Annotated in this window: 10 protein-coding genes; 9 read left to right on the top strand and 1 reads right to left on the bottom strand. The window is 45.6% G+C overall.

The genetic code is table 11. The features are described from left to right. The first annotated feature begins 43 nt into the window (after positions 1-43). The 4 genes from BEL04_RS13780 to BEL04_RS13765 all read left to right on the top strand — a co-directional run bounded on the left by BEL04_RS13780 (position 44) and on the right by BEL04_RS13765 (position 6,766). On the top strand, positions 44-1,027 hold the full coding sequence (locus BEL04_RS13780; RefSeq protein ID WP_066004829.1) for an aldo/keto reductase: 984 nt from the start codon (positions 44-46) through the stop codon (positions 1,025-1,027). 363 nt (positions 1,028-1,390) lie between these two features. Further along, positions 1,391-4,075: a sugar-binding domain-containing protein gene (locus BEL04_RS13775; RefSeq protein ID WP_083227924.1), complete on the top strand. Its 2,685-nt coding sequence runs from the start codon at positions 1,391-1,393 to the stop codon at positions 4,073-4,075. Positions 4,076-4,215: 140 nt separating this feature from the next. Further along, complete coding sequence (locus tag BEL04_RS13770; protein WP_066004824.1) at positions 4,216-5,373, top strand: hypothetical protein; 1,158 nt, start codon at positions 4,216-4,218, stop codon at positions 5,371-5,373. 124 nt (positions 5,374-5,497) lie between these two features. Further along, entirely contained in the window at positions 5,498-6,766 is a 1,269-nt protein-coding gene (locus BEL04_RS13765; RefSeq protein WP_066004822.1) for an asparagine synthetase B, read from the top strand. A 437-nt stretch (positions 6,767-7,203) separates the two neighbouring features. On the opposite strand, the gene BEL04_RS24335 is transcribed toward BEL04_RS13765, so the two are convergent. Then, the gene (locus tag BEL04_RS24335) at positions 7,204-7,344 is read right to left on the bottom strand and encodes a hypothetical protein (RefSeq protein ID WP_175404080.1); all 141 of its coding nucleotides are present in this window, start codon (positions 7,342-7,344) and stop codon (positions 7,204-7,206) included. Between the two features lie 188 nt (positions 7,345-7,532). On the opposite strand from BEL04_RS24335, the gene BEL04_RS13760 reads away from it, so the two are divergent. From BEL04_RS13760 to BEL04_RS13740, 5 genes are all read left to right on the top strand, one after another. Continuing rightward, positions 7,533-8,015 (top strand): nuclear transport factor 2 family protein, encoded by a 483-nt coding sequence (locus BEL04_RS13760; protein WP_139113043.1) that lies wholly within the window; start codon positions 7,533-7,535, stop codon positions 8,013-8,015. Positions 8,016-8,232: 217 nt separating this feature from the next. Next, positions 8,233-11,142 (top strand): two-component regulator propeller domain-containing protein, encoded by a 2,910-nt coding sequence (locus BEL04_RS13755; RefSeq protein WP_175404079.1) that lies wholly within the window; start codon positions 8,233-8,235, stop codon positions 11,140-11,142. Between the two features lie 8 nt (positions 11,143-11,150). After that, positions 11,151-11,786, top strand: a complete 636-nt coding sequence (locus tag BEL04_RS13750; RefSeq protein WP_066004816.1) for a response regulator transcription factor — start codon at positions 11,151-11,153, stop codon at positions 11,784-11,786. Between the two features lie 277 nt (positions 11,787-12,063). Further along, the gene (locus BEL04_RS13745; RefSeq protein WP_066004814.1) at positions 12,064-12,429 is read left to right on the top strand and encodes a VOC family protein; all 366 of its coding nucleotides are present in this window, start codon (positions 12,064-12,066) and stop codon (positions 12,427-12,429) included. A 12-nt stretch (positions 12,430-12,441) separates the two neighbouring features. Beyond that, on the top strand, positions 12,442-13,311 hold the full coding sequence (locus tag BEL04_RS13740) for a helix-turn-helix domain-containing protein (protein WP_066004812.1): 870 nt from the start codon (positions 12,442-12,444) through the stop codon (positions 13,309-13,311). Positions 13,312-13,395: the final 84 nt, after the last annotated feature.

Below are 13,395 nucleotides of genomic sequence, written 5' to 3'. Positions count from 1 at the left end.
AAATAGGCTCCAACTTTGTATCGCAATTTAAAGCATAAACAATATGGAAAAAAGAAAATTAGGAAACAGCGGCCTCGAGGTATCGGCCATTGGCCTTGGCTGCATGGGTTTAACCTTTGCTTACGGGCCGGCAACCGAGCACGGGGAAGCCATCAAACTGATACGCACCGCTTATGAACGCGGCATCACTTTTTTTGATACGGCAGAAGCTTACGGACCTTTTGAGAATGAAAAATTATTAGGCGAGGCACTGGCGCCCTTCCGTGATGAAGTAGTGATCGCAACCAAATTCGGGTTTGAAAAGGGTAATGCCCGTGCGGGTGTCGACAGCCGCCCCGAAAATATCCGCAGCGTAGCCGAGGCATCGCTAAAACGATTGAATACCGACCGTATCGACCTGTTTTATCAGCACCGAGTCGACCCGAAAGTACCTATCGAGGACGTTGCCGGGACGGTTAAAGACCTGATACAGGAAGGTAAGGTAAAACACTTCGGGATGTCGGAAGCGGGGGTTAACACCATTCGCCGCGCACATGCGGTACAGCCTGTTGCGGCCATACAAAACGAATATTCGCTCTGGTGGCGCAAACCCGAAGACGAACTGCTGCCGATGCTGGAAGAGCTGGGTATTGGTTTCGTGCCCTTTAGCCCGCTGGGCAAGGGCTTTTTAACCGGCAGCATTAGTAAAGATACCAAATTCGGTAACGACGACTTCCGCTCTATCGTGCCGCGTTTTACTACCGAAGCGATGGAAGCGAACCAGGCGTTGGTAGATATACTTAAAGATATCGCCAGCCAAAAGAACGCTACCCCTGCGCAGATAGCCCTGGCATGGATACTGGCGCAAAAGCCTTGGATGGCGCCTATACCCGGCACTACCAAACTGCACCGCCTGGAAGAAAACATAGGCGCGGTTGATATCAAACTTACAGCCGATGAACTGAACGGTTTGGATAAAGCTATCGAAGCTATCGATATCGTTGGCGCGCGTTACCCCGAAGAATTTGAAAAAAGATCGGGATTATAATCCCTGTAGCTGCAAAAACCATTGGCCGGCATCTTGAAAAAGTGCCGGTTTTTTTGTATATTTATGATTAATGCTGCAAGCGCGAAGCTGAAAGACGAAGGCAAAAACGTGCAAGAATTTCTTACAATTTCCCCCCTGGTTGAATAATCAAGAGACAATAAGCAAAAACAAAACTGTCAGATACCCATAAATACCCATGTGTTTTTTGGATGAAGCGATAAGGAGCAAGGACATTTACACATTTACCTCATCTGCATATTTGCACATTGAAACAAACAGGATAGTACAGGTTGTAAAACCCGCCAAGCTTGCCCAACTTAGTTTTCAGTTATAATATCCTAAAAAATACTGTACAATATTTTTATGATGAAGAAGCATTTGTTCCTCTTATTGGTCGTGTACGCTCTGCTGGCTGCACACACTAAGGCACAAAATAAAGCTGCCGCATACGCGCCGCCAACTTCGCCCCGTGCCACTTATAATTTTAACCCCGACTGGAAATTTACCTTCGGCGATGTAGCCGGGGCCGACCAGCCTGGGTTCGACGATTCGGGCTGGGCCGCCGTAAGCCTGCCGCACACCTGGAACGAAACCGATACTTACCGTGCATACATCAGCCATGGTGGCGGCGACGTCGGCGAAAAAATGATGGGCATTGGCTGGTACCGCAAGCACTTTAAACTGCCTGCCAGTGCCGAAGGCCAGAAGATATTTTTACAGTTTGAGGGCCTGCGCCAGGCTGGCCGGTTTTTTCTGAACGGCAAAGCCATCGGCAAATACGAGAACGGTGTTACCGCCTTTGGCCTGGATATTACCGATGCAGCAAATTTTGGTGGAAAGGACAATGTTTTGGCCGTTAAGGTTGATAACAGCACCAGCTACAAAGAGGAAGCAACCCAAACACCCTTTGAGTGGAACTCGAAAGATTTTAACCCGAATTTCGGCGGGTTAAACCGTAACGCATCACTTATCGTAACCGGCAAAGTTTACCAAACCCTGCCGCTTTACGAAGGTTTAAAAACCCGCGGTGTATACATTTATCCTCAGGCCATCGATCTTAAAAATAAAACCGCCAACCTGAAGATAGAAGCCGAAGTGGTAAACGAGACCAGCGATTATGCCTCGATCACTTTATCGGCCGTGGTGGTTGATAATGACGGCGTAGTTCGCGCAAAGCTCGATGGCAATACATCCGACCTGGTGGCAGGCCAGGCAGAAATGTTTACTGCCGAAGGTATGTTAACGGCTGCCCGTTTTTGGGAACCTGCCGATCCGTACCTGTACCATATGTACTCGATACTGACCGTAAACGGCAAAGTGGCCGATGTAGTGGATACCCGAACCGGCTTCCGCCAAACCGAGTTTAAAGGCGGCGCGGGTACCGGCGGTGTTTACATTAACGGCAAATTTATCTGGTTAACCGGCTATTCGCAGCGCTCGGCAGATGACTGGGCCGGTTTGGGCGGCGCCTATCCTAACTGGATGCACGATTATACTTTATCGATGATACGCGAAAGCAACGGCAATTACGTACGCTGGATGCACGTTGCGCCCGAACGCGCTGACGTGGATGGCTGCGACCGCTTTGGCATAGTTGAAGTTTGCCCCGCCGGCGATAAAGAACGCCTGGTTACCGGCGTACAGTGGGACCAGCGTGCCGCCGTGATGAAAGCCAGTATGATATACTACCGCAACAACCCGAGCATCCTGTTTTGGGAAGCAGGCAATACCGTAGTAACCGCCGACCAGATGAACCAGCTGGTTGCCATGCGCAAAGAGCTCGACCCGTACGGCGGCCGGGTAATGGGCACCAGGGACAATGACGACGCGGCGTTGAATAATGCGCTCACGCCGATATCGGAATATTATAGTGTGATGATAGGCCAGGATCCGAAAACAGACAAAGTTACCGGCGATGATATTTTTCGCGGGTACAGCATAGCCCGCCGCGATAAGGCGCCGCTGGTTGAGGCCGAGGATTTCAGAGATGAGGCCGGCCGGAACATTTGGGATAATTACTCGCCGCCGCATTTTGGTTTTAAACCGCATATTGTTGAAGGCGCAGGCGGCCGCCCAGGCCCGGGCAGCGACAGCTACCACTGGAACTCGGAGGATTTTTGTTTAGCCGGCGCTGTGCGTTATAACGCCTACATCAGCAACCGGATCGACAATAAGGATCCTGATCATTCAAAATGGTCGGGCTATACCTCTATCTATTTTTCGGATTCGGATGCCGATGGCCGGCAGCAGGGCAGCTATGTTGAACGCGTGAGCGGTAAGGTTGACGGAGTGCGTTTACCAAAACAACTGTTCTATGTATCGCGCGTAATGCAGAACGAGAAGGCCGATGCGCATATCATCGGCCACTGGACGTATCCTGCAGGCACCAAAAAAAACATGTATGTAGCCGCATCGCACGGCGATAAGGTAGAGCTGTTTTTAAACGGTAAATCGCTTGGCGTGCAAACCAAACCTATTAACTTTAAAGATACCATAGGCCGCAGCGACCGTACATCGACACCGGGCGAAGGCGAGAACACCGGCTTTATTTATGCCTTTAAGGATGTTACATTCATGCCGGGTACCATTAAAGCCGTGGTTAGCAAAGGTGGCAAGGTTGTTGCCCAGGACGAGATACAAACAGCCGGCGAGGCAAAGGCCATTAAGCTTACCCTGCACACCGGCCCGCAGGGCCTGCAAGCCGACGGCAGCGATGTTGCCTTTATAGATTTTGAAGTGGTTGATGCGCAGGGCCGCCGCTGCCCAACCGACGAAGCCAAGGTTGATTTTGCCGTAACGGGGCCGGTAGTATGGCGCGGCGGCGTTAACGAAGCCAAACTGAACAGCACCAATAACCTATACCTGGATACCGAATGCGGCATTAACCGTGTAATGATCCGCTCGACGCTGAAACCGGGTACTATTACCGTTACTGCGAGTCGCCCGGGTTTAACAAGCGGCACGATCAAATTCGACTCGAAAGCTGTTGACATCAAGAGCGGTTTAACACTCAGCCAGCCACAGAATTTGCCTGCGCCGGTTAAGTAAACTTACCCATCTTATAAAGAACTGCTTCAATAGGTTGAGGCTGTTCTTTATTTTTTTGCTCCTTATTAATATAATTTGATATTATCAAATTATGATTTCTGATAAAATGACAATATTTTTATAGAGATATTTTTATCGCAGTGCAAAGAACCAGGGCCGAACAAAGACCGATTGCCTCATCAAGAGCCATTGCCAGTCAAACCACAGGCAAAAACAGCAATAGTATGCCTGCCGTACCCGTTCTGCAAAATAAACCTGCGCCTGCTCAAAAAAGTGCGGCGCTTATACAGGGCAGGTTTGCAAGTAATGCGGCCGCTACAGCGCCCATACAGCTAAAACTAAAGCGCTGGAAACCTAAAGAATTTGAAACGACCCCCTGCGCAAAAAAAGATAAGGAAGAATTTGCGCATGTGGCTGCAAACAAAGTGTCGGACGCGGTAGACCAGGCCCATGCCGAAATTGAGGTAAATAACCTAAACGATGCAAATCCGGCTTTCCAGGCACTATACCTGCTCAGGTTAAAAGAGTACCAGGCCGGCAACTACTCCATGCACCCATCAACAGCTGCGGGCTATATTATCGAAAGCAAGATAAACAACCGATTAGCCGGTGAAGACGGTTTTAATTTTCAAACCACAGGTATGCTTAATGGCACGCGCCCGGATATTGCTGTTGATTTGGGCGATGATCAATCTGCACTTATAGATATTACCGCCGAAAAAAGCCTGGGGCATATTTTCATGAAAAAAGGTAACTGGACGAACCATGGGCATATACCTTACGTAGCCGAAGCCTGGTATCAGAGTATATCGTTTACAGGTAAGGCCGAAAAGCTTTCGAAAGAGCAGGAAGAATTGGCAATTAAGGCAGCCGAAAATAAAAGAGAATTGGCCGAGGTTATGAGCAAAGAAAAAGCCAAGTATAAAACTGAGCAGTTTTTAGCTACCCAGGATAATGTGTTCGGTAGTTTAGCAGACGCGGGCACCAAAGTACAACAATACCTCGCTAAGCGGCCCCGTGATATGGCGGCTCTAAAAGCCGTAGGTGTCGACATAGCTGGTGATGGTAAATATATTAGTAAGACATCCATAGAAGCCCGCAATGAGTTTGTGGAAGCTCCGGTTACTACGGTAGACAACCCGGTACCTAAATTTACAGAACATTCGAAAGAAAGAGCGATCAATGTGATCAATTATGCTAAACGTGCTGTGCCTAAGGTGCGCCATATGACGGTTAAACCGGAGAAAAAATTTGTTGGTAAATGGACGAAAAAGTTTGGCAAAAAGAAAAATGATTGAGCTCATATCTGCACAGTCAGCTGCTGTACGGTGTAACCGTTAGCAGCGCCCGGAGGCCTATCTATCATACTATTTACATTCGCTGCCACAATACCTTCATCTATTGTTTGTTATATTTGGATAGATGAAGCGCCATTCAAAATATTTTGTAGTTTTTATCCTGCTGCTGATCTCTGCATCAGTTAAGGCGGCTTCGATATTGATACCGATGGATGAGGCGCAGAAAGATCACCTCAAATCGTACGGGGTGGCTTTCTGGATATTGAAGAATGGCGGCGAGGTGGATTGGCTGCTCAATTACCGCGGCGGCAGTTTTATGTGCAAATACGAAAAAAAGACCGAGGACGAATGCCGCATCCGCGGCGTGAGCGCCGAAGTGATTGCCGATGCCAAGGCTGCCGATATCATCACCCAGATATCCGATCCGTCGGTCAATATGGAAGTGGTGAAGCTGGAGAAGGCGCCCCGCATGGCAGTTTATTCGCCTAAGATCGGTGTGCTGCCGTCGGATGATGCGGTGATCCTGGTGCTGAAATACGCCGAAATACCTTTTGATATCATTTACGATGAAGAAGTGCTGAAAGGCGATCTGAGCAAATACGACTGGCTGCACCTGCACCACGAGGACTTTACCGGCCAGTACAGCAAGCAATCCTTCCGCGGCCGCGGGCAGGGCCGTTTTATGGAGGACAAAGCAACCCAGGAAGCCACAGCCCACCGCATGGGTTTTAAAAAAGTATCGAAAATGAAACTGGCCGTAGCACAACGCATCAAGGATTTTTGCGCAAATGGCGGCTTTTTACTGGCGATGTGTTCTGGCGCAGATAGTTTCGACATTGCGCTGGCTGCCGCCAACACCGATATCTGCGAATCGATATACGATGGCGACGATGCCGACCCCGATGCACAATCGAAGCTCGACTTTAGCCAGACGCTCGCTTTTCAGAATTTCAATGTAAACACCGGGGCGTTCGGGCGCCAGTTCAGCGATATCGACGATGGCCCAACCCGGCACATCCCGCAGGAAGAAGATTTTTTCACCCTGTTCGATTTTTCGGCCAAGTGGGATGTGGTAGCCAGCATGCTTACGCAGGATCACGAGCGGGTGATCAAAGGTTTTAAAGGACTGGCCACAGCTTTCAACGAAAGCAAGATCAAACCCTACGTTACGATTTTAGGCGAATTCAAACGCGCCAACGAGGCCCGCTACATCCACGGCGAGTACGGCAAGGGCCAATGGACCTTCTACGGCGGCCACGATCCCGAAGATTATCAGCACGGCTTTAACGAACCGCCTACCGACCTTACCCTGCACCCCAACTCGCCGGGTTACAGGCTCATCCTCAACAACGTATTGTTCCCCGCTGCCAAAAAGAAGAAGCAAAAAACCTAAGTTTTTACCAGACCGGAGGTGATTTAGCCCTATTGGGTACCGTGTTTTCAACCGTAAAATACGGTGTTATCACTGCGTTGCGGGTGCGATATCCCTTGCATCTTTGTATCACACTTCTCCCACAGAAGTAGAGTTTGTTTAGTGTTTTTTTGTTTAAGTCAGTTAATTAGAAGTTCGTAAAAAGCTGCACCGCGAGGGGGCAGCTTTTTACTTTTCATAGGGTATACTATAATTGATATTATTGAAGAAGCTGACTTGTATAATACATTACAGTGATTTCCGCACATTATTAAGGTGATAATGCCCCATTCCGTCACATAGTCTTATCATACCTTCGCGATACCTGTTAATACATGTTTACGTGTAATTAAGGGTAAATAGAAATTTTGATAAAGTCGTGCCGCGAGGGTACGGCTTTATTTATTCCGGTACGGTAACTAAGATACGTCTTCGCATTTTTTCTTAGTGCAGCTTTGTGTGCAGGTATGGTGTTTTTTTGCCGGCTTATCGGGCTGAGCTGTCATCAGGTAAGCGCCTCCGGTTATCATAATAAGCAGCGTAAGGATTTTCATTTTCATATAGGTAGGTTTTATACTCAATAAGACGCGGCAAAATTTAAATAGTTACCATTTTTCTCGATCTTTTGCTTTTTTAAATTTTTCGCGCCTGCAACGTTGTACATAGGTGTTCCTGGCATATTTATTCGGTGTTATTTACATATCCGCCCGGGCATGGCTTGCTGACCTTTGTTAAAAAAACCAGCACAATGAAAAAAAAGCTTTTAATGGTTTGCATGGCCATCGGGTTAGTGGCCTCAACCGGCAGCAGTTTCTCGGCAGCACATAACGGGCCTAAAACACCGGCTTTTGAAACGGTTATCGACGATTATATCAGCAGCTATATGAATTCGGATTTCAAAAAGCTCGACAAGGTATTAAGCGACGACGCCCGTATAAAAATGCCCAGGGCCGAAAAGATCATCGTACAATATAAAAACGACCTGGTGTCGGCTATGAAAGCTGATGCCACCAAACAGGAATGCACCAGCGAGTACGAGGTTGTTGCCAAAAGCAATGCGCTGATATTGGCACGGGTCGATTTCCAATATGCCAATTTTAAGCAACAGAATTTTTTAACCATTGAGAAGAACGAGAACAATGAGTGGAAAATCACGCAGGTATGCAAGTTCTTCAAAAACAATAGTGAGCAAACCTCGGGCTCGTCAGAACCTGTGGTAAGCGTCAACTAAAATTTTCTTTTTTATAACTTCCAGGTAACATTATGCTTTAAGAAGCATCTTATACCTGATAAGCCCGTAACTAATATCACCCTTTTAGGGTGATATTTTTATTATTAAATAGGCTTTAATTTATGGCGTTGTAAAAGCGGTGGATTAAAGCCTGTTGCGATTTATGTGTGTTCGACTAAAAAATAACTTAGCTGTATATGGTATAATCCGGTTGTTATTGATAACAGCTTTCGCTTTTTGCTGCCTTACTTTTAGCGCACATGCTCAAAAATATAATTTTACCCATTACGATATTGAGGGCGGCTTAATACAATCGCAGATAAACACCCTTAGCCAGGATGCATCACACCGTTTATGGATAGGCACCCTGGGTGGTGCATGCCGCTTTGATGGTAAAGAGTTTACCGCTTTTTCGAAAGAAAACGGCCTGCCTAATAATTTTGTTTATACCGTTTTATGCGACCGGGAAAACCGCGTTTGGTTTGGCACCCATATGGGGCTCGCTTGTTTATGCAATAAAAAGCTCATCAATTACCCTATTCCGTCAAATGTTAAGCATAGCTGGGTTACCAGTATTGTTGAAGATGGGGCCGGCAATATCTGGCTGATGATGCAGGGCAAGCTATTTAAAGTTACCGGGCGTACTTTACAATATATGCCCATACCCAATACCGACGAATTTAGCATAAACTACATTGCCGTTAACCGGTCGGGCATATTATGTGCAGCTGTTTTTCAAAAAGGTATTTATTGTTTAAACGGTAATACATGGGCCAATGTCATCCCGCTTAGCGGAGAGTATAAAGATCTGGCCATCAGGTGGATATTGTTTGACAGGCTCGATCATAACAAAATTTACTTTATTGCTAACAATAAACTGTATGTATGCAGCGGTACTACTGTGTCTGCTTACCCAAATAGCACCCTCCAAACAACCAATGCGGGTTTATTATGTGTTGCCCAGGATGCTTTAGGCAGCTTGTGGATAGGGTCATCAAGCGGTGTATACCGTATTAAAAACAACCAGCTTATCCTGTTTACCTCTAAAAACGGGTTTACCGACACCGCCATACCCAACATTTATTGCGATAATGATAACAACTTATGGCTGGCAACCTGGGGCGATGGCATATATAAATACGAGGGTAATACCTATCTTCTTTTCGATCAGTCGCAAGGCGTCGGCAGCGCCCAGACCATTATGGGCATAAGCCGCGATAAAAAAAATAATATATGGCTGGCCACCGATGGCAATGGCGTAATGACCTATGACGGCAAACAGTTTAAAAATATTGAATTGCCAACCACAAACTTAAATGCCAAAAAAGTACAATGTATTTATACCGATAATGCCAATAACATCTGGCTCGGCAGCGCACTTGGCGGTGTATGGAAATTTGACGGGCATAGCTTTATAATGATCCCGGGTACCCAGGACAGGGTTGCCAATGCCATTACCCGCGATAACGAAGGCACGCTGTGGATGGCTTCGCCTTATGGCTGTTATTATTATAGTAATAACAGCATGACGCATGTAGATAACTTTAATGTATTTACCGCATCATTACTAACATTGGGCAAAGATTCGGTATTGGTAGGTACACAAAGTGGCATAAGGCTTATTGTTAATAAAAAACTGGTTACAGGCTTTAAGCTTAATGAACTCGAATCATCAAACATTTTGTGTATGATCAAATATCATAACAAAATCATGGTGGGAACAGGCGATTGGGGCCTGTTTGTTTGGGACCCGCAAACAAAAAAAATAAAAAACTACAATGTGAACGATGGCTTTAACTCTAATGCCATTTATAACATGGCGGCCGATAAGCATGGAATAATATGGGCCGGTACCGGCCGTGGTATAAATCGTATTATACCTGTTGCAAACGGCAGCGATTTTAGCATAAGGGGCAGCGGGAGCTCAAAAGAAATTATTGCCGAAGCCAACGAAAACTCCATTTTGTACTTTGATGATAAGATATGGATGGGCACTACCAAGGGGCTGGTGGTTTACAATACCGAAACCATGCACATGCACACGTCAAGTCCGCACATCCTCATACAATCGGTAAATCTCTTTACAGCCGACCATGTCAAATCAATGGCCGATACGTCGGAGGCGCTAATACCTTATAACCAAAACCATCTTTCGATATCCTTTTTAGGTGTTTATTTAAAAAACCCGCACGATGTATCATATCAGTATAAGCTTATCGGGCACGACGATAATTTTTGCGCCCCTGTAAAAAATACCCAGGTAGATTATCCGTCGCTTCCCCCCGGGAAATACACTTTTCAGGTAAGGGCCCTCACATCGTCGGGCCTGCAATCAACCAACACTGCCCAGTTTGTATTCGAGATCATCCCGCCATTTTATCAAACCTGGACGTTTAGGTTACTGTTTGTCATTTCGCTGGTTTTGCTGGGAATCGGCATGCAAACCTATATGCACAAACGCAGGTTACGTTCTATCAAAATCATGGAACGCATCAAACGCGAAGAGAAGCAAAAGATCAGGCAGCAAACAGCCGAAGATTTTCACGACGACCTGGGCAACAAGTTAACGCGTATCACCGTATTGTCGGATATACTGACCGCCAAACTGGATACCGGCGCAACCGAACAGAAGAAACTTGTTGGGCAGATCAAACAAAATGCCGAAGCGCTGTATAATGGCACAAAAGACATTTTGTGGGCACTGGACCCTAAAAGTGATAACCTGTACGAAATATTAACCCATATCAGGCTTTTTGGTATCGAGTTTTTTCACGATACATCAATTGTATTTGAGGTTGACGAAATAGACGTAGCATTTAGCCGGATAAAATTACCGCTTGAATATTGCCGCAACATGACGATGATCTTCAAAGAGTTGCTGAATAACATTTTAAAGCATGCGGGCGCCACTCACGTACACCTGACAATAAGCGATATAAAGAATAACGAGATGAACATCTTATTGACGGATAATGGGAAAGGCTTTGATACCGACGGCATTACCCCCGGCAATGGTATAAACAATATAAAAAACCGCGCGGCACGCATAGGCGGTGGGATAATTATCGAGTCGGATAAAAGCAGCGGCACAACGGTTATTTTAAAACTAAAATTAAAATATGGATAGGGGCAGTTATGACTAACGACAATAACAACATCAGGATAGTAATTATTGAGGACGACCAGGTTATCCGCGAAGGCTATGCGTTTTTGATTGGCCAAAGCGAGGGCTATGAGGTTATAAATATTTACGCATCCTTTGATGAGGCAGCCAAAAAGATTGTTACAGATGCTCCCGAGGTGATATTACTCGATATCGAGTTACCTGGTACAAACGGTATTGAAGCTATACCCAAACTTAAAAAGGTATTGCCACAAACACATATACTTATTTTAACGGTCTACGAATCTGAAAAGTTAATATTCGATGCCCTTTCCAATGGCGCCTCCGGTTACCTGACAAAAAACACCCCTGCTGCCAAAATAATCGAATCGATAAAAGAAGTAATGCAGGGTGGCGGCCCCATGAGCGTAAACATTGCGCGTATGGTTATCAATTCATTCCGCCGCAACCAGGATACCCCGCTCTCCAAACGCGAAACCCAGATACTGGAGCTCATTTGTAATGGTAAAAGCCGCACCCAAATTGCTAACGAATTGTTTATCGATCTCGAAACTGTACGGACTCATATTAAAAACATCTATATCAAATTGGACGTTAATTCGCGCGCCGATGCCATTAAAACCGCACGCGATAACAGGCTGGTATAAATTTCCAGTCTAAACCCCTGTCAATCAGTAGCGATACCTCCCCGGCACAGTAAAAAATTGTGATACTCGCTTATTTCATTTGATCAAAATAACTTATATGCAAAATCCCCCTAAGCGGGTGATACCATGACCTATATATTTAGTTTATTTTTGACTTGTACAATAATCAAAGTATTGTGCCCTTCTGCCAGATCCGCCGCCAATAACTGACCAGAGTTAATTTTTTAGAATGATTAATAACAAGTTTTAACCTGTTAGATGGTTGCTTTCTGTACCTATGAAAATAAAACACGTAACCGTATTTGTAAGTGATATGGAAGAAGCTGTAGGCTTCTTTACCGAAAAACTGGGCTTTAGTACCCCCGAAACTATACCTATTGATAAATACAATGAAGTTCCGATACGCATCAACAATGCCGATCAGTACCTTAACCTGGTGATGGATGAGAATAAAGACGGTTTTAAAAGCCGCATTATTTTGAGCACCGATGATTGCCTTAAAGACTATCACCAGCTAAAAACGCAAGGGATTGATTTTAAAGGTCAGCCGCAGTACCTGTCATCCGGCCTTTATGCCGAGTTCTGTGATAATTACGGCAACGAGTATGTTTTACTGGAAGAAAGGGATTATACCGAAGTTTAAATTTTACCTCCTATGGATTACATTAAAACCTTAAGAAACAATAATCGTATTTTAAGCGAAACAAGGGCACACCGCTCACAAACGCAGTGTACATCCGACTTGAGCTTGAAATTTGCATTGAGCGGTAACGAAACCTACCAGGTAGGTAAGCGTGAGCTCTCTATTTACCCCGATTCGTTCCTGATGCTTAACAAAGGCACTCAATATACCAGCCGGATCGACTCGGATGTACCTGTAGAATCGTTTTCGATCATTTTCGATCAGGGGTTTCTGCACGATTTCAGCAATGCCTACACCTTAAGCGCTAACAAATTATTGGATCAGCCCGGTTTAACCGGCAGCTCAAGCATCGATTTTAACGAGACTATTTACCCCTTTGCCGGCGATATGCGTTTCAATATCCAGCATTTAAAAAACCACCTGGATAATGGCCTGCAGGACGAGTTGTTGATAAACGAGTACCTGCACCACAGCCTTATAAACTATTACAGGGTGTACAATAACGAAGTTTACAACAAAGCCGACAAGCTAAACTTTACCAATCGCAGTACACGCATCGAGATATTAAAGAGATTGAATATCGCCAAGGATTTCATGTACACCAATTACAACAGAAACATTTCGCTTGAAGAACTGGGGCGCCAGGCATGCTTATCAGTTAACCACCTTTTGCGCACCTTTAAACAAGCCTTTAGCTTATCGCCGCATCAGTTTTTGATACAACTACGCTTGCAGCGTGCACGCATATTGCTCAGAACCACCCAGTACCCGATTAACGAAATTGTGTGTCTGGTAGGATTTGAGTGCCCAAGCTCCTTCATCAGGCTTTTTAAAGCCAAATATTTCATTACACCACAAAAATACAGGCAGGCATTAATATAATAATTATAATTCGCACCGCAGCGTGCGCCCGGTGCGAATTATAATTAACTGATTATCTGCCATATACAATACCGAACCAGGCTC

This window comes from Mucilaginibacter sp. PPCGB 2223 (assembly GCF_001705515.1).
In the GTDB taxonomy this organism is placed as follows: Bacteria; Bacteroidota; Bacteroidia; order Sphingobacteriales; family Sphingobacteriaceae; genus Mucilaginibacter.
This window is presented reverse-complemented; position numbering and strand designations above follow the sequence as displayed.